This is a genomic window from Ochrobactrum sp. MYb379, assembly GCF_037479515.1.
In the GTDB taxonomy this organism is placed as follows: Bacteria; Pseudomonadota; Alphaproteobacteria; order Rhizobiales; family Rhizobiaceae; genus Brucella.
In genome coordinates this window covers 125,899-143,482 of sequence record NZ_JBBGYW010000003.1, presented here as the reverse complement: position 1 = coordinate 143,482, position 17,584 = coordinate 125,899, and the positions used below count along the sequence as shown (strand labels likewise).

The following is a 17,584-nucleotide window of genomic DNA, read 5'->3' as shown; positions in this document are numbered from 1 at the left end:
ATTTTTCTTAGTTTAAAGCCGAGTGGGAAGTTCGGCTGTCGATTAAATTCTGCCTATGCTTATGACTGAATAACGCGTTGTTTTCCAATTGAACGTCGATTATGATACATAAGGAGAACTTATGCACTATGTCGAAAACTCTGCCGCCGCTCTCAGCCATTCGCGTTTTTGAATCCGCCTCCCGCCACGCAAGTTTCACGCGTGCAGCGGAAGAGCTGGGAATGACGCAAGCTGCCGTCAGCTATCAGATAAAATTACTGGAAGAGCGTGTCGGCGCACCGCTTTTTCTGCGCAAACCACGACAGGTGGAGTTGACCGAACTGGGCAAGCGTTTGGCACCTGCGATCAACGAAGCCTTTGAAACAATGCGCACGGCATTTGCCTCTGCGCGTGAAGATACGCAGGGCGTGTTGACAATCAGCGCTGTGGTGACGTTTGCAGCCAACTGGCTGGTACAGCGGCTGGGATCGTTCCAGATGCAGCATCCGTCACTGGCTGTCAGGCTTGATACATCCAACGATATGATCGATTTTTCGACCTCGAATATAGACATGGCCATTCGAAGTGGCAGAGGCGACTGGCCGGAACTCGACGCGCATGAGCTTATCAAAGCGCAGTTCTCGCCAATGCTTAGTCCTATGCTCATAGAGTCGGTTGGAGGTATTAAAGAGCCTGCGGATTTGTTGCGCCTTCGTGCCGTTGATCCCACCGACCCATGGTGGAAGATCTGGTATGAAGCAGCTGGAATCGAAGATCCAAAAATACAGGGAAATGCATTTAGCCGTTATGGTGCGCAGCATCTGGAAGGTCGAGCCGCAGCTGCCGGGCAGGGCGTTGGTATCCTGACGCCTGCTTTTCACGAAGCAGAACTGGCATCAGGCCAACTGATCCAGCCTTTTGATCTTCTTTGCGATGATGGACAGGCTTACTGGTTGGTTTATCCAAAAGCACGAAAGAATATGCCCAAAATCCGTGCATTTCGCGAATGGATTTTGGGCGAATTATCGAAAAAGAATTAGCCCATCAGATAGCGGAAAAAGCCCGCCGAGCAGATACCGATGATGACGGTTGGCAGCATCGAAAAACGCGTTGCAGCAAGAATGGTGATCGCAAGCGCTGCGAGATCAGCCGGTTTGTCGGATACGAAATCAGGCGCAATAACCGAAATTAGTACACAGCCGGGTGCAGCTTCCATTACGGCTGTTGCGCGCTTGCTGAGTGTGCGATTGCGCAGAAGAATATATCCGCCGATGCGTGTGAGATATGTTACGCCTGCCATCAGAACGATTGCTGCAACTGCTAATGGATCAATCATTGTCGTCACCTGCAAGAACATAAGCTGCAATCAGGCCGGAAATCGCACCGGCTGCGACATACCACGCGCCGGGAATGGTGAGGTAAGTAACGGCTGCAACAACAAGGCTGACGAGCCATGGGCGTGCAGCGGCAACACCTTTCCACATGCCTGCCAGCAGTACGAGGAAGACGGCCGGGAAGGCCATGTCAAATCCATAGGGACGCAGATCGCCCATCATTGGGCCAAAGGCAGCGCCGAGCGTAGTGAAAAATACCCATGCGACGTAGAACGGCACCGCAACACCAGCATAGAATTTCAGGCTGAGAGCAGGATTGATACCTTTGGCCTTGCGGCGTCTGGCATCAGCAATCCCGATAGCCCAGCTTTCATCACACATCAGAAACAGTGTTGCGAAGGCTTTGCGCTTCGGCAGATGGCGGATGAAGGGAGCAAGTGCTGCGCCCATCAGCAGATGGCGACTGTTGACCAGAAACGTAATCGCGGCGATTAGCAGAATATGCGGCGGGGACGTCCAGAGCTGGATGGCTGCAAATTCAGAGCCGCCCGCAAAGTTGAGGCCAGTCATCAATGGGACTTCAACAATGCTCAGCCCTTTTTGCGTCGCAAGCGCACCCAGAACCACCGCATAGGGGATGATGCCTAGCAGAACTGGAAAGCCTGCAACGGCACCCCGGCGAAACCCCGAGTTGCGTGCAGTCTTGCTTTTCTGCGGTGCGTAGTCTTGCGAAATATCCATATAAATTCCGTTGGCGGGCCTTTAGGCTGCCCCTCATGCATTGCGTGATCTGCTTGATCGATGGGCAATGTAGCCAATGTCTCGCGCAATCGGGTTGCAAAGATCGCTCTCATGCATCAATATTTGGCACAGAGTGCTAATAATATTTGCAGAAATGGAATTGAGAGCCAATGAAGCTGGATGACATCGATCGACGGATTCTTCGCGTGCTTCAGCGCAATGGCCGAATTGCGAACAACGATCTGGCGCGGGAGGTGGGGCTGTCGCCGTCGCCGTGTTTGCGCCGCGTTCGGCTTTTGGAAGAGGCGGGTGTGATTGATCGCTATGTTGCGGTGCTTAATCCAGCCAAGATCGGCAAAGGGCTGACCTTCTTTGTGCGTATTCGCCTTGACCAGCAGGACGAAGAAACGCTGCAAACATTTGCCAAAGCGATCCTCAAGCTGCCGCAGGTGGTTGAATGTTATTTCATGCTCGGCGATTTCGATGCAATGATCCGCGTTGTAGCAGCGGATATTGAAGACTATCGCCGGTTTCAGTCAGAGCATCTTAGCCGTATCAAAGGCGTGCAAAGCCTGAAAACTGACGTTCCAAGCCAGACGGTTAAGCAGGTCTCCGAAATCCCTGTTTAAAACAATTGATATTCGGGCTCTGTCGGCCTGCAAATGTCACCTTCTTGCGCTTCCGGTGCTCATGTACCTTTAAGTACACTCCGCTCCGGTTCTCAGAATGCACCATTTTCGGCACGACAGAGCCCGAATCTCAAGTGTTTTAGCAACAAAAAACGGCCCGAATTAACCGGGCCGTTTTTAGTTCATTATGGTGCGAGGGTCGCGCTGTCGATGACAAAGCGATACTTCACATCGCTCTTCTGCATACGTTCATATGCATTTTCGATGTTCTGGATCGCGATCATTTCGATATCGGAAACGATGCCTTTTTCAGCACAGAAATCGAGCATTTCCTGCGTTTCAGCAATGCCTCCGATAAGCGAACCAGCAATCGAACGGCGCTTGAAGATCAGCGCAGCCACGCTTGGCGATGGATGCGCATGTTCAGGCACGCCAACGAGCGTCAAAGTGCCGTCACGCTTCAGAAGCTGCGTGAAGGCATCAAGATTGTGGCTGGCTGCAACAGTGTTGAGAATGAAGTCAAAGCTATTGGCATGAGCTTTCATCTCTTCTTCGTTGCGCGATACGATCACTTCGTCCGCACCGAGCGCTTTTGCGTCTTCACGCTTGCTTTCGGATGTGGTGAAAGCGACCGTGTGAGCGCCGAGCGCATGTGCAAGCTTGATGCCCATATGCCCGAGGCCACCGATGCCGACGATACCCACCTTCATGCCCGGACCAACGCGCCAGTGACGCAGAGGCGACCATGTCGTGATGCCTGCGCAGAGCAGCGGTGCAACCGCTGCAAGCTGTTCTTTCGGATGGCTGATCTTGAGGACGAACTTGTCCTTCACAACGATCTGCTGCGAATAGCCGCCCAGCGTGTGGCCGGGTGCGTCTGACGTTGGCGAATTATAGGTGCCCGTGAAGCCATGTTCGCAATATTGTTCCAGTCCGTCATCGCAGGCATAGCAATGCTGGCAGCTGTCGACCATGCAGCCGACGCCGACTGTATCGCCAACTTTAAACTTGCTGACATTTGCGCCAACAGCTGTGACATGGCCGACGATTTCGTGGCCGGGAACGCAAGGATAGACCGTGCCGCCCCATTCCGAGCGCACCTGATGGAGATCGGAATGGCAGACGCCGCAATAAGCGATTGCGATCTGAACATCGTCTGCACCCGGATCGCGGCGGGTAATGTCGATCGGTTCAAGTGGCTTGTCACCGGCATAAGCACCATAGGCTTTAACGACCATGAGGTTGCTCCTTGTTGTGGTTGGGGATGAGCGCACATTGATGCGCGTCACTCAATCTGAAATCTCGTTTAGTGCCGCTCGATGTTCGGACGAGGAATATGATCAAACCTTTGAGACAGGTTCATGAAGGGTAGCACCCATCGTCCTTTAAAAATTGCCGAGTCGGCAGGAGAGCTAAGATGGAGCGAAAACGGAAAAAGGAAAGAGGGAGTTTGAAGTTACTGGTCACAAATGCGTGCGCCGAGTGCTTCGATTTCCGTATCTGAAAAGACCTCTATGCCATTGCTGCGCAGAAGCGTTGCGGTAACACCCGCGCCTGAATGTTTTTGTCCGGCAAAATTGCCATCATAGATCAGGCGACTGCCGCAGGATGGGCTGCCATCAATCAGCAGCGCAAAGCGGCAGTCATTTGCGCGGGCAACGGCGAGCGCCGCACGAGCGCCAGCGACGAATTGTGCGGTAACATCCTTGCCGTTTTCCTCAATCACCCGGCCTTCGCCAGCAAGCACCGCTGCGCCATTGCTGCCTTCGGCAATTTCTGCCGATGGGCGCGGTACGCTGAACCCGGCCATGAGTTCCGGACAAACGCTGACCAGCCGACCTTCAGAACGCCACTGCTCGATCAGCGGATGATTGAGCGGCTTTGCCGATCCGTTGTAACGGACCGGATGTCCTGCGAGGCAGGCGCTGATCAATATTTTGCCGCTCATGGCGAGGACTTTCGTTCAGGGATGCGGATTGGGGAAACCGTGCCGCTCGGAAAGCACTGCCATAATCGCATCCTTGTCGGAAACAAATGCATTGCCTTCATATTCGCCTGTCTGATGGACCGAATGCTGGCCTTTCGTCAATATCAGCAAAGGTAAAGATTGGTTTTCTTCACCCACAAGCGCGATCACGTCATGTCGTGGTCTTGGCCAGGCGATACGCTTGATGTCGAGGTTTTTGCCGAGCTGTGGAAAGGAAGCGAGCACGCCTTCCATAAGCGCACAATGCTCGCAGTAAAATGTCTGGCCCGGATAGGCTGGATCTTCAAAGCCCGGCGTCAGAAGGAAAAGTGTGTCGCGGTTCATGTGCTTGATCTCGCATTGTTCGGGGAAATTACTTTTATGACCATGCCTTTTAGGGTCGCAATAAGTATTTCATATGTCTAAGTTGCAATGTGCCTTATTCATTTGAAAGTTCAATCAAGACCAAGCGAGTTTAGATGCAGCACACCTCCGCCAGTCACGCCAACAGAGATTGGTTGAAGCAGCTTCTGGCATTCAAACCTGCAAAATGGGTGTGGGGGCGATCAATACGTGCTGGAATTGGCGTTGGTTTACCGCTGGCAATAGGCATCGCGACCGGACATGTAGCTGAATCGCTGTTTGTTTCTATGGGATCTTTGACACAGGCGCCCGGTGAACGCGATGAGGCTTATCAATTCACATTTCTTAAAATTGCTATTTCGGCACTTTGCGGTGCCATAGGGCTGCTGCTTGGATATCTGGGCTTTCTGCCATGGATTGCCATTATCGGCATTATGATGGTTCTCGCATTTTTCTCGACCATCATCAGCTTTCATAGCAGCGTGCTGTCTTCGGGTTGCATGATGATTTTGATGTTCGGGACAATTGCTTTGTGCAATCCGGATATTAAATCGTTCATTCCGCTGGCAGGTTTCTTTATTCTCGGTTCGGCTTTTTATGCGCTTATGCTGGGAATTGAAGCGCTTTTCAGCGGAAACTCCCCTCGGCGGAAACTCCTGATAAAGCTGTTAAGTGCACTGCAAAAGCTGGCGCAGGCGCGGTCTGATGGCAAGATGGTCGAAGCGGACCGAGAGCAGGTGACGACTCTTCTTGATTCACTCTATCAGATGATGTTGGAGACACGATTCAATGCTTGGGGAGCTAGCCCGCAGAGCGAGCAAACGGCTGCAATTGTCCATAAGGCAGATGCTTTATTCACGCTGGTTCTTGGGACAGATAAAATCGATGTGTTGAAAAAGGCTGCCAGCAATCTTGCTCTCATGCATGACATGCTTGCCACCAAAGGCAGTATTGATCGACAGCAGATCGAAACTGATGAAGGGCGGATCGGCGATGCTGTTGCGCAGCTCGCCGAAAGCATCACGAATAAACGCGCCTTTGTTCTTGATAACATGAACGTGCAAACACCGCAGACTGCGCCGCTTTTTGAGCGACTGCGCATGACGGTGGATATTATGAGTGTTGGCAAAGACACGATTCTTTCGGCCCTTGCCTTTGCGATTTGTCTGGGAATTGGCCTGTCATTTAATTTTATCGATCGGGTGACGCATTGGTACTGGATACCGATGACCATCGTAATCGTCATGCGCCCAGATCTGGGCTCTGTTTTTGGAAGAACGATATTGCGCTGCATCGGAACCAGTGCAGGTGTGCTGATCGGTGCCGCGATCTTGATTTTCGTGCCGCTTGGCGTGACCTTTGTTGTGGTCCTGACGGCCATTGCCTTTTTGATGCCGTGGGCGATCCAGAAGTCTTATGCCTTGTTTGCAATGGTTTTGACGCCGCTTGTTCTCGTGTTGATTGACTATGTCAGCCCCGAAACAAAGGAAGCCAATTATGCTATTTGGCGTTTCGTTGATACGCTGACAGGCGGCTTAATTGTAATTCTTTTCGGATATCTGGTTTGGCCAAAGCGAAAATATGAGACTTTTGAACGCTGTTTTACTGCCGCGCGAACGGCGATTGTCCACTATCTGGGGCAGGTGCTGAACAGTTCAAAAAAGACCGGTGTGAAAGACGAAGCCGTCAATCTCATTGCTGCACGCAGGCTAGCTTATGGCAAACTTGCTGACATGCGAGCAACCTTGCAGAAGACACTTGGTGATCCACCACATGCTGGCTTGCAAGCCATTGTCTGGTATCCGGTTATTACGTCGATGGAGCGCTTGTGTGATGCCATCACCTCCTATTCTATCACAGATGTAGAAACGGAATATGCAGCACATGGTGAGGCGCTCGATCAGCTTGTTTCCGAACTTAAAGCCATTGGTAAAACCGTGCAGCTGGATGAAAACGCATCATCGGCAGATGGCGACACAGATGACATTGCTGTGAAATTTATCACGAATATGCAATCTGAAATCGCGCATCTAAACGATTGGCATCATAAGGCTTTGGCTGGCAGAACCTTATAAGTGCGCTTCATTGAGTGTTTGTTCAAGCGTGGCCGCCAGCTCAAAAAAACGCTGGCGCACCATGGGGGCAAAGTCGTTTGCGCGTTCTATTGCATGGAAAACCTCCGGTGCATCATGGCGCACCATGCCGACCGCCTGCATGATCAGATCGAAGCTCTTCGTCGTCATGCGCGTTGGCAATGGCTCCATCTGCACCAACACTTTTGCGATCAGATGCGTGAGCCCCTGAACCATGGCCGCATCGCGATCATGGTCTTCGGGTGTTGTCATAATTACATCAAGCGCCAGTTGCTTGCGCAAGAATGCGCCGATGCGAAGCGCTTGCGTGCCGCGAACCGGACAAATGGCAATCTTCAGACCAGCGATCCCATTGCGTGCACTTTGCGGGCCAAACAGAGGATGCGTGGCGACAATATCTACATGATCCGGCAGGCCCTTGAGCATGATACTGGCCGGGCCAACCTTCACCGATCCAACATCCATAACCAGCGCGCCGGGCCGCAGATGTGGCGCAATAGCTCTAACAACACCTTCGAGAGTTGATACGGGTGTTGCCAGAATAACGATGTCGCAACCGGCTGCATCTTCGATTGTCGCAAGTGTTACCGATAGCGCGCCAGCAACATTATCTAGGCTTGCGACAGGATCATAAGCATACAGCCGGTAATATGGGCTGAGGTAACGGGCGATGAGCTGCCCGAATGCACCGAAGCCGATAATGCCGATTTTTTTATGCTGATGATTTTCGTCGAAAGACACAGACTGACCTCTGAATGGCTGGATCGCCAGAGGCACCGTCTTCAAACTAAACCGCTGGCAATGCAGCGGTTGAACTATGACAAAGCAAAACCACCGCTATATGAGCGGGGCGTAATAAGACCGAGTGTTGATGAGCGCTTTAATCATGGTGCTTTGCTATTCCTGACGGGCCGCATTGTCAATGGACGAATGCGACCTTGCAGGTTTGATTAGTCAGAGGTTAGTCACGCCGCCATCAACTCGAATTTCTGATCCGACGACGAATGTGGATTCATCAGAGGCGAGAAATACTGCGGCTTTCGCAAGCTCAATGGGACGTCCCATTCGTCCAATTGGCACGAGTTTGTGTATATCCGCACGTAAGGCTTCTTCTGCAGCGGCAGCTAGTCCTAGCTTGCCAAAAGCCGGGGTTTCCGTCGGACCGGGACTGAGGCCGTTCACGCGGATGCCGCGATCAACAAGCTCGCCTGAAAGTGTCCGCGCGAGCGACAAAAGCCCGGCTTTGCTGGCAGCATAGACACTGCTTTGCGGCAAGCCGATATGTGCGCTGGCCGATCCGCACAGGATGACAGATGAGGGATTGGCAAGAAGTGGTAGCAACGCTTTGATGAGAAAGAATGGCCCTTTCAGATTGATCGCCATCAGGCGGTCATAGGCTTCTTCGGAAAAGTCATGCAGCGGGCTATGGGTGACGTCGCCCGCATTGATGTAAAGGGCATCCAGGCGCGGCCACTGTTCCGCAAGCATTTTTGCAAGCTGCTCCTGTGCTGCGACATCTCCTGAATCACTTTGTATTTTGAGAACACTGTCAGGCAGCTCACGAGCCGCCGCTTCCAGGCCTTCCGCCTTACGGCCTGTAATGGCCACGGTCGCCCCTTCAAGGGCGAACTGTCTGGCTGTTTCAAGCCCGATACCGCTCGTACCGCCTGTGATAAGTGCATATTTTCCTTCGAGACGACCCATAGTTTACCTTTCTGCAGTCGAAGCATTTAGCTTCCGGGAGAAAGGACATTGTGTCCATTAGTATCTAATGTATAGTAGGCACCAATTTGGTACTAAAGGAATAATTTTCTAATCTGAGGATCGGGCCTATGGGCGACATGTCCGAAAATGCGTCGACCGACACACGCTGCCCGATGGTGGATTTTGTCAATCTTATCGCGGGTAAATGGGCGATACCGATCCTGTATCGCTTGATCGTTACGGATGGTCCCATACGTTTTGGTGAATTGCAGCGTGCTGTCGCGCCGATCACCCAGAAAGAGCTGACGCGGCAGTTGCGGTTGTTTGAAACGCGCGGTTTGATCACGCGTGTTGTTTATCCGGAAATGCCGCCAAGAGTGGAATATGAGGTGACTTCGCTCGGCAAAACCCTGCGCGATACGCTTGATTCACTTGCCTGCTGGATGCGAGATAACGGTGCGTCTCTTAAGAGATAAACGTCATACCCGATCCATCAGCGCGTACCATGATAGTGCAACAAACAGCAGCGGTGCTCGCAGCGTGCGTCCACCGGGGAAGGCGGGAATGCGCAACTCTTCAAAGAGTTTGAACTTCTCGCGCTTGCCGCTGATAGCTTCCGCATAAAGCCTGCCCATGTAGTTGGCGAGCATTACGCCGTGGCCGGAATAACCGCCCGCCGCGATAACGCCCGGCATCACTTCGCGCACATAGGGTTGTCGCGGCATGGTGATGCCAACCGAACCACCCCATGCCTGGGTGATTTCGACCTTGTCGAGTGCGGGGTAGATTTCGGCGATCTGTCTGCGGATATGCTCGCTGATGTCTCGTGGATTGTCAGCTGTATAGGCTTCACGGCCACCGAACAAAAGACGTCCGTCTTTTGATTTGCGGAAATAGCGCACCACAAAGCGGGAGTCGTCAACCGACTCTCCGCCAGGAATAATCGGGCTATTATCACCCAAAGGGGCCGTCGCGCCAATGAATGAGCGGATCGGCATGACATGGGATGCACTTGTAGGTTCTAAATTGCCGCCATGCGCATTGACGGCGAGAAATGCGTGCTTTGCTGAGATCGTACCACGAGCCGTTTCGACTTGGACGCGACCGCTTGCTGTGGTTATTTTGGTGGCTTTGGTGTTCTCAAAAATATGTGCGCCAGCCTCTGCGGCAACTCTCGCCAAGCCAATCAGCAATTTGAGCGGATGAATATGGCCGGTGCCGGCATCATAGGCACCACCGTGATAGCGACTTGAGCCGAGAAGCGAGGTCATTTCATCGCGCTCGACATATCGAATATGGGGATAGTTGAACCGCGTGGCCATCTGCTTCGCATGGTCACGGTAGTGTTTTAAATATCGTGGTTTATGTGCCGCAGAAATCTGACCCGGCATATATTCCATATCGATATGATGTTCGCGGGCAAAGCCAAGCAGATGCGCCTTGGCTTCTTCCGCAACATCAAACAGTGCCTTGGCCCGTTCAAAGCCATATTGCTTTTCGAGATCTTCGGCCCATGTGCGCTGACCTGTTCCGAACTGCCCACCATTACGCCCGGATGCGCCGTCGCCAAAACGGGCGGCCTCAATCAGAACGACATCGGCTCCCTGCTTTGCAAGATGATATGCCGCTGAAAGCCCGGTATAACCACCACCAATGACGACGACATCCGCCTGTCGTGCGCCATCCAATTCGGGATATTGCGGTCGTTCCGCTACGCTCGCTTCATACCAGGAGACGCCGGGCGAGATTGGGCTTTGATAGGGCATTTGGAACCGGTCAGACGTTGAGCAGCAGGAACTCACGTTCCCACGGGCTGATAACTTCCATGAAAGTTTCGAACTCGGCACGCTTGATTGCCGCGTAAGTCGTGACGAATGAACTGCCAAACAGGTTCCGCAGTTCCTGATCGTTTTCAAACAGTTCCACGGCATCAATCAGGCCACGTGGCAGATCAATTTCTTTGGTGTTGACGCTGGTCGAGGCGGGTTGATCTGCCTCGATCTTGTTCACCAAGCCGATCAGACCACATGCCAGCGATGCGGCGAGCGCAAGATATGGGTTTGCATCTGACGATGGAATGCGGTTTTCGACGCGACGACCACCCGGCTCAGAACGTGGTACGCGGAATGCGGTCGTACGGTTGTCATAGCCCCACTTCACATTGACGGGTGCCGAAGCCGATGGCGTCAGGCGACGATAGGAATTCACATAGGGCGCAAACATGACGAGCGCATTGGGAACGTGGCGTTGCATGCCACCGATGAAGTGGCGGAAGGCTTCGCTTTCCGTACCGTCTTCATTGGAGAAGATGTTACGCCCAGTCTTCTTGTCGACGATTGACTGGTGGATATGCATGGCCGATCCCGGCTGGCCCTGAATAGGCTTGGCCATGAAGGTTGCATACATATCGTGCTTGAGAGCCGCTTCGCGAATTGTGCGTTTGAACAAGAAGACCTGATCGGCCAGTTCAACCGGATCGCCGTGGCGCAGGTTGATTTCAAGCTGGGCTGCACCTTCTTCATGGATCAGCGTATCGATCTCGAGACCCTGACCTTCGGAGAAGTGGTAAATGTCGTCGATCAGTTCGTCGAACTCGTTGACGCCTGCAATCGAATAACCTTGTCCGCCACCAATTGCACGGCCAGAACGTCCAACAGGTGGTGTCAACGGATAATCCGGGTCCGGGTTTTTGCGCACCAGATAGAATTCGATTTCCGGTGCTACGACGGGCTTGAGGCCGCGTTTGCTGTAGGCAGCAACGACCGAGCGCAGCACGTTTCGCGGCGTAAATTCTACTGCACGTCCATCCTGATAAACGAGATCGCAGATAACCTGCGCCGTTGCATCAGATTCCCACGGCACAGCGGAAAGGGTTGAAAGATCGGGCAAAAGTCGCAGATCGCCATCATCTTCCGGATATTGGAAGCCGTGGCCATCTTCTGGGTAGTCACCCGAAATCGTGGTCATAAACACAGCCGAAGGCAGTGCCAGCGACGTATTTGAGGTAAACTTTTTAGAGGGCATCATTTTGCCACGGGCAACGCCCGCCTGATCAGGTGTGATGCATTCGATGTCTTCGATGTCGCGCCATGCTAGCCATTCGGTGGCCTGCTTCCAGTTTTTCACACCGCGAAGCGATTTAACATGGGGTGGAGTACGGCGACGCGGCGCACGCGTTGCCTTTTTTTCCGTCGTATCAGCTGACATCCAACACCAAAAAATGATTTCGTATAACAGCATGATAGCTGTGCAAGGTCGCGTTGACAAATGAAGCTTTTCAGAAAATCGCAGTTAAATTCGGGGGATGGGGCCGTTCTTGCTATCGTTTTGCCATGATTGCTAAAATAGTTTGCGGGCAAAGAATAACAGGAGAGTTTTGATGCCAAAACCCCATGCCCAATTTGCCAGTATGTTGGTTGCTTCGCTCGCGCTTTTGCCCCTTTCAGCTGTGCACGCGCAGGCGTTTGAAAAGACGATGGCTTGTATGCTGGTTGTTGAAGCCGATAGCGGAAAAGTGCTGACAAAGGAGGGCGATGGTTGTGCCACACGTGTCAGCCCAGCATCGACTTTCAAAGTACCTCTGGCAGTAATGGGCTTTGGGAGCGGCATTCTCAAAGATGCGCATGCTCCGGTCTGGCCCTATAAAAAAGAATATCCATCTTGGCGTGAAGGGTGGAAGCAACCAGTCGATCCGACATATTGGCAGGATCAATCGGTTGTTTGGTTCTCGCAGGAGCTGACCCGCAAGCTCGGGAAAGACAATTTCCAGAAATATACCGATCAAATTGATTACGGTAATCGCGACCTTAGTGGCGATCCGGGCGAAAACAATGGCATGCAGCGTTCGTGGATCAGTTCATCGCTTAAGATTTCTCCGGATGAGCAAATTGTTTTTCTGCGCAAATTACTCGGCGGAAAGCTGCCTGTTTCGGCTGGTGTTGCAGAAAAAACTATGGCCATTCTGCCAACGCAAAATCTTAAAAATGGTTGGCAGGCTCACGGTAAGACGGGATCGGGTTTTGAACGTGATGCACAGGGCAAAATCGACCGCAGCCGTCAGTTTGGCTGGTATGTCGGTTGGGCAGAAAAAGACGGCAAAAAAGTCGCATTTGCGCGACTGAACCGTGACGCTGAGAGTCAAAAGGGCGGCATGGGTGTGCCAACCAAAAATGAGACATGGGCTGAGCTTGAAAAAATACTAAAGTAACACTGGCGCATTGCGAGAGTTTGGGCGTATAGCCGTGCTCTGTTTAAAATGTCAGAGCGAGTTTTGTGCGCCTCATAAGGCGCACGACGCTCTAATCGTCTTCTGGACAAGTGTAATGATCGTTCGCCCGCGCCCGCCTTTGTGGAAACTATTTTTTATCCTCAAAGGATCGATTATCACGCGGATATTGCCGCAGATATTTGCGGTTTTCGTGTTGTCGATGGTCGTTGTATGGGCGCATCGCGCCTTTCCCGGCTGGGTTCCAGCATTCAATAATGGCACAGCCTTCGCGCTGCTGGGTATAGCGCTTTCGATCTTTTTGGGCTTCCGCAACAACGCCTGCTACGACCGCTGGTGGGAAGCGCGTAAAGTCTTTGGCAAACTTGTTTATGTCACACGCGGTTTTGCACGCGCGACGCTGGTTCTTGATCAGTTGGCGGGAATGGAAGGCGCCCGTGAAAAGCTGCTTCACTATACAATCGCTTTTACGCAATCGATGGTTCCGCATTTACGTCCGGGTGACGGACAAGCAAAAGCGCACAAGTGGCTGACGCTTGATGAACAAAAAGCCTTTGCAGCTAGCCGAAACGGACCTGATTTTATCTTGCGCAAGATTGGCGTGATGCTCGCGGAATTGCGTGGTGCCGGGCGCATTGATGCGATTGATTTTCAGACGCTGAATGCGTCGGTGAACGGTCTTTCGGAGGTGCAGGCCGCGTCTGAACGGTTGCGTTTTACGCCGGTGCCATTTGGCTATACGCTTCTCTTGCACCGCACCGCTCATCTGTTTTGTTTTTTCATTCCGTTTGGATTTGCAGATATGCTCGGCTGGGGAACGCCTTTTGCGACGACGCTGGTCGCTTACACCTTCTTTGGTCTTGATGCGCTGGGCGATGAACTCGAAGAGCCATTTGGTACGCTGCCCAATGACCTGCCAATTGGCGCGATTGCCGATACGATTGAGATCAATCTGCGTGAAGCATTGGGTGAAACGGATTTGCCAGACCTGCCGCAGCCAAAAGATTACCTGCTTATGTAAAAAAGAACCCGACTGGCAGGGCCAGCCGGGGAGGTCAGTTGAGCCAGTCCAACATGGATGAACTGGTATATCAAGTTCTAATATACGGTTTTTAGCAAATCATGGGTTTCGGGTAACGATAACGGGTGTCAGCAGATCGCCCCAGTTGCCTTCGCCACCATGATGACGCGCGGAGCGAACCAGTTCTACCGAAACGCCAGCCTCAACCGCATTCATAACAGATTGATTGAGACGATGCAGATCATTGGCCAGCATGCGGATTGCGCTTTGCTGATCAGTACTCATTGAGGTTGATTGCTCTTCTGCTCTTTCCTTAACGCGTGCAATCGAAGCCATTTTTATTCTCCTCTCAAGTATTGGGCGTCACTCAGCAGCAGGACGGAACTGCGCTGTTTCAGTGGATTCCTTCATAGCGGTTGTCGAAGACTGACCGCCGGTGATTGCGAGTGATACGGCATCGAAATAGCCGGTGCCGACTTCGCGTTGGTGTTTGGTTGCGGTGTAGCCGTTGACTTCGGCTGCAAACTCCGCTTGCTGCAGCTCGGAATAGGCTGCCATCTGACGATCCTTGTAGTCGCGTGCCAGTTCGAACATGCCGAAGTTGAGCTGGTGGAAACCGGCCAGCGTGATGAACTGGAACTTGTAGCCCATCGCCCCAAGCTCACGCTGGAACTTGGCAATCGTTGCGTCGTCGAGGTTCTTCTTCCAGTTGAACGACGGCGAGCAGTTATAGGCGAGCTTCTTGCCGGGATGCGCCTTATGTACGGCCTCTGCAAAGCGACGAGCCTGTTCGAGGTCGGGCTTGGATGTTTCCATCCAGATCAGATCACAATAGGGCGCATAGGCAATCGCACGCGCAATACATGGCTCAATGCCGTTCTTCACGTGATAGAAGCCTTCCGCTGTGCGGCCTGCATCGTAATCAACGAAGGGTTGATCGCGCTCGTCGATGTCCGAGGTTAGAAGCTTCGCGGCTTCTGCGTCTGTACGCGCGATAACCAGCGTTGCCGTTCCCATCACGTCCGCAGCCAGACGTGCCGCGTTAAGGTTACGGATATGTGCTGCGGTTGGGATCAGAACCTTGCCGCCGAGATGTCCGCACTTCTTTTCAGATGCTAGCTGATCTTCATAATGCACACCGGCAGCACCCGCTTCAATGAAGGCCTTCATGATTTCAAATGCATTGAGCGGTCCGCCAAAGCCTGCCTCCGCATCGGCAACAATTGGCGCAAACCACGTATCAACCGACAGGCCTTTGCCTTCTGCTGTTTCAATCTGGTCGGCACGCTGCAATGTCTTGTTGATGCGCTTGGCGAGTTCTGGGGCTGCATTGGCCGGATAAAGCGACTGGTCGGGATACATGCTTGATGCCGTGTTCGCATCCGCTGCAACTTGCCAACCGGAGAGATAGATCGCTTTCAAACCTGCGCGAACCATCTGCATCGCTTGATTGCCGGAAAGCGCGCCAAGTGCGTTGACGAAATCTTCCTCGTGGATCAGCTTCCACAGACGGCTTGCACCCATCTCGGCCAGCGAATACTTGATCTCCACCGAACCGCGCAGCCTTTTCACATCTTCGGCTGTATGCGCACGCTGAATGCCGTCAAAGCGACCTTTGGGTGCCGAAGGGATAAGGCTGTAAAAATCTGTCATTTCGGTGTCTCCTCACACTTTAATCAGGTTCTGGAAGAGCAGATTGTCGCCGCTCTTTCTGTGACTAGATTTACAATTGTGGAACTTGAACAGCCAGAAAAAGCAGTAAAATGGCCTGATAATTGAAGTCATGCTGTCTGAAAATTGACTGCGGCAATCTGTAAATTTGTAAATATTGTCAATGCTCGGCTTTGCAGCTATTTTGTCACGAGTTGTAAAACTCATCACTGTTGGTTTGGGAGGACCTGATGAGCGAACGCAAGATATTTGCTGGTCCACGCATCAGGCGTATCCGCAATGAGCGGAGTCTGACGCAGACAGCCATGGCAGAAGCGCTTGGCATTTCGCCGTCCTATCTCAATCTTATTGAACGCAGTCAGCGCCCGCTGACGGTGCAGCTCTTGTTAAAGCTTGCCAGCGTCTACAAGCTTGATCTCGATGGTCTTCAGGCTGAGAGCGGAACAACGGTGGCGGGCCTCAAGGAAGTGTTTTCCGATCCGCTTTTGACAGGTGAGTTGCCGGGTGATCAGGAGCTGGTGGAAATCGGCGAGGGGGCGCCCAACGCGGCAAGCGGTATCGTTAAACTTTACCGCGCCTATCGTGAGCAACAGCAACGCCTTTCGGATCTGTCGCAATTGCTTTCGCATGAGGGCAGCGATGCGCAGCTTTCCGCAACGCGTTTGCCGCTCGATGAAGTGCGCGACGTCATGGCGCGAAGGCCCAATCATTATCCGCGTATCGAGGAAGAGGCAGAGAGCTTTTATGCCTTGTTGAAACCCGAAGGCGATTTGTCGGCTGCGCTGAAGGAATGGCTGCGGCGCGAGCATGGCATTACCGTGCGCACATTGCCTGTTGCGACCATGCCCAACTGGCGCAGACGGTACGACCGCCATTCGCAGCGGCTGTTTATCTCGGAGCGACTGTCGCCCTTTGATCAGTTACAAGAGATAGCCATGGAAGCAGCGCTTATCCGTATGCAGGTGATGATCGGCGCCGAAACGGAAGCCTTGAAACTCTCGTCGAGTGAAGCGAAGCGCATAGCGCGTTTTGAACTTGCGCGTTATGCGGCGCAGGCTTCGATGATGCCCTATCGCCAGTTTCGCGATGCAGCTGTGCGGGCGCGTTATGATGTTGACGTGTTGCGTTCGCGCTTTGGCGTGTCGTTTCAGCAGGCGGCGAACCGGCTCACAACGCTTCAACGACAAGGTAATGCTGCTTTGCCGTTTTTTCTGATGGAAATTGACCATGCAGGCAATCGCTTGCGCATGGCAGGTGCGGAAGGATTTCCCGTGCGATTTGGCGGGCAATGTCCCAAACTGCCGGTCTATGCGGCGTTTACTCAAGCGGGGCAGGTACTTGTGGAGCCAGCCGAATTGCCCGATGGGTCCGCTTTTCTAACAATCGCCCGAACGCTTGAAGGTCCGCAAGGCGCTTTCAACGAGCGCCCGCGGCGCACCGCCATTCTTCTTGGCTGTTCGCTTGATGCAGGTCGTGACACAATCTACGGAGCGATTAATTCTCTAAGCACGGAAATCGGCCCGGCTTGTCGATTGTGTGAACGACAGGGATGCATCACGCGTGCCGAGCCGCCGCTGACGCGTCCATTAGGACTTGATGAAATGGTGGCGGGAATCTCTGCCTTCGACTTCCAATAGAACAGCAATATTCCGGCTCTGACGGTCTGCAAATGGCGTGTTTCTATGCTTCCGGTGCTCATGTACCCAAAAGTACATTCCGCTCCGGTTCTCGAACCCCACCATTTTCGACACGTCATAGCCAAAATCTTGGCGGCTTTAACGTGTGAGCATCGCAATTTTTATGTTCGTGTTGTCATCAGCCGGTTGACGAATGCTGCACAATCTAAAAAGGTAGTGAG

Annotated in this window: 18 protein-coding genes; 7 read left to right on the top strand and 11 right to left on the bottom strand. The window is 52.8% G+C overall.

From position 1 onward, the window contains the following. Window positions 1–128 precede the first annotated feature (128 nt). A complete protein-coding gene (locus tag WH356_RS07905) occupies window positions 129–1,019 on the top strand; it encodes a LysR substrate-binding domain-containing protein (protein ID WP_339509646.1) in 891 nt (296 codons plus the stop codon). Here the strand turns inward: WH356_RS07905 and WH356_RS07900 are convergent. Together WH356_RS07900 and WH356_RS07895 are read right to left on the bottom strand one after the other, a co-directional pair. Next, window positions 1,016–1,315 carry an AzlD family protein gene (locus WH356_RS07900; RefSeq protein ID WP_094508155.1) on the bottom strand — a complete coding sequence of 100 codons (300 nt, stop codon included), beginning with the start codon at window positions 1,313–1,315 and terminating at the stop codon, window positions 1,016–1,018. The two genes, WH356_RS07905 and WH356_RS07900, sit on opposite strands and share 4 nt — an antisense overlap. After that, on the bottom strand, window positions 1,308–2,054 hold the full coding sequence (locus tag WH356_RS07895) for an AzlC family ABC transporter permease (protein ID WP_339509645.1): 747 nt from the start codon (window positions 2,052–2,054) through the stop codon (window positions 1,308–1,310). Before WH356_RS07895 ends, WH356_RS07900 begins: the two co-directional genes overlap by 8 nt. 170 nt (window positions 2,055–2,224) lie before the next feature. On the opposite strand from WH356_RS07895, the gene WH356_RS07890 reads away from it, so the two are divergent. Beyond that, a complete protein-coding gene (locus WH356_RS07890; protein WP_094508151.1) occupies window positions 2,225–2,683 on the top strand; it encodes an Lrp/AsnC family transcriptional regulator in 459 nt (152 codons plus the stop codon). Between the two features lie 185 nt (window positions 2,684–2,868). On the opposite strand, the gene WH356_RS07885 is transcribed toward WH356_RS07890, so the two are convergent. The 3 genes from WH356_RS07885 to WH356_RS07875 form a co-directional block, all read right to left on the bottom strand. Further along, window positions 2,869–3,921 carry an NAD(P)-dependent alcohol dehydrogenase gene (locus WH356_RS07885; protein WP_339509644.1) on the bottom strand — a complete coding sequence of 351 codons (1,053 nt, stop codon included), beginning with the start codon at window positions 3,919–3,921 and terminating at the stop codon, window positions 2,869–2,871. Between the two features lie 218 nt (window positions 3,922–4,139). After that, window positions 4,140–4,631: a DUF523 domain-containing protein gene (locus WH356_RS07880; RefSeq protein WP_339509643.1), complete on the bottom strand. Its 492-nt coding sequence runs from the start codon at window positions 4,629–4,631 to the stop codon at window positions 4,140–4,142. A 15-nt stretch (window positions 4,632–4,646) separates the two neighbouring features. Continuing rightward, window positions 4,647–4,994 carry a DUF3088 domain-containing protein gene (locus tag WH356_RS07875; RefSeq protein ID WP_339509642.1) on the bottom strand — a complete coding sequence of 116 codons (348 nt, stop codon included), beginning with the start codon at window positions 4,992–4,994 and terminating at the stop codon, window positions 4,647–4,649. A 134-nt stretch (window positions 4,995–5,128) separates the two neighbouring features. On the opposite strand from WH356_RS07875, the gene WH356_RS07870 reads away from it, so the two are divergent. Further along, on the top strand, window positions 5,129–7,087 hold the full coding sequence (locus WH356_RS07870) for an FUSC family protein (RefSeq protein ID WP_339509641.1): 1,959 nt from the start codon (window positions 5,129–5,131) through the stop codon (window positions 7,085–7,087). Here WH356_RS07870 and WH356_RS07865 read toward each other — a convergent pair. Together WH356_RS07865 and WH356_RS07860 are read right to left on the bottom strand one after the other, a co-directional pair. Beyond that, window positions 7,082–7,846: a prephenate dehydrogenase gene (locus WH356_RS07865; protein ID WP_339509640.1), complete on the bottom strand. Its 765-nt coding sequence runs from the start codon at window positions 7,844–7,846 to the stop codon at window positions 7,082–7,084. The genes WH356_RS07870 and WH356_RS07865 overlap by 6 nt on opposite strands. Window positions 7,847–8,059: 213 nt before the next feature. Then, window positions 8,060–8,809 (bottom strand): SDR family oxidoreductase, encoded by a 750-nt coding sequence (locus WH356_RS07860; RefSeq protein ID WP_339509639.1) that lies wholly within the window; start codon window positions 8,807–8,809, stop codon window positions 8,060–8,062. A 128-nt stretch (window positions 8,810–8,937) separates the two neighbouring features. On the opposite strand from WH356_RS07860, the gene WH356_RS07855 reads away from it, so the two are divergent. Then, a complete protein-coding gene (locus WH356_RS07855; protein ID WP_339509638.1) occupies window positions 8,938–9,285 on the top strand; it encodes a winged helix-turn-helix transcriptional regulator in 348 nt (115 codons plus the stop codon). Window positions 9,286–9,288: 3 nt separating this feature from the next. On the opposite strand, the gene WH356_RS07850 is transcribed toward WH356_RS07855, so the two are convergent. Together WH356_RS07850 and WH356_RS07845 are read right to left on the bottom strand one after the other, a co-directional pair. Continuing rightward, window positions 9,289–10,575, bottom strand: coding sequence for an NAD(P)/FAD-dependent oxidoreductase (locus WH356_RS07850; protein ID WP_339509637.1), 1,287 nt, complete (start codon window positions 10,573–10,575; stop codon window positions 9,289–9,291). A 10-nt stretch (window positions 10,576–10,585) separates the two neighbouring features. Further along, the gene (locus WH356_RS07845) at window positions 10,586–12,016 is read right to left on the bottom strand and encodes a glutamine synthetase family protein (RefSeq protein ID WP_339509636.1); all 1,431 of its coding nucleotides are present in this window, start codon (window positions 12,014–12,016) and stop codon (window positions 10,586–10,588) included. 172 nt (window positions 12,017–12,188) lie between these two features. Between WH356_RS07845 and blaOXA the strand changes: the two genes are divergently transcribed. Both blaOXA and WH356_RS07835 read left to right on the top strand, forming a co-directional pair. Continuing rightward, complete coding sequence (gene blaOXA, locus WH356_RS07840; protein WP_339509635.1) at window positions 12,189–13,016, top strand: class D beta-lactamase; 828 nt, start codon at window positions 12,189–12,191, stop codon at window positions 13,014–13,016. 115 nt (window positions 13,017–13,131) lie between these two features. After that, on the top strand, window positions 13,132–14,055 hold the full coding sequence (locus WH356_RS07835) for a bestrophin family protein (protein WP_339509634.1): 924 nt from the start codon (window positions 13,132–13,134) through the stop codon (window positions 14,053–14,055). A gap of 99 nt (window positions 14,056–14,154) precedes the next feature. Here the strand turns inward: WH356_RS07835 and WH356_RS07830 are convergent, their stop codons facing one another. Both WH356_RS07830 and aceA read right to left on the bottom strand, forming a co-directional pair. After that, entirely contained in the window at window positions 14,155–14,391 is a 237-nt protein-coding gene (locus tag WH356_RS07830) for an SMc00767 family acetate metabolism repressor (RefSeq protein WP_339509633.1), read from the bottom strand. 27 nt (window positions 14,392–14,418) lie between these two features. After that, entirely contained in the window at window positions 14,419–15,708 is a 1,290-nt protein-coding gene (gene aceA, locus WH356_RS07825) for an isocitrate lyase (RefSeq protein WP_339509632.1), read from the bottom strand. Between the two features lie 248 nt (window positions 15,709–15,956). On the opposite strand from aceA, the gene WH356_RS07820 reads away from it, so the two are divergent. Next, entirely contained in the window at window positions 15,957–17,363 is a 1,407-nt protein-coding gene (locus tag WH356_RS07820) for a helix-turn-helix domain-containing protein (protein ID WP_339509631.1), read from the top strand. Window positions 17,364–17,584 lie beyond the last annotated feature (221 nt).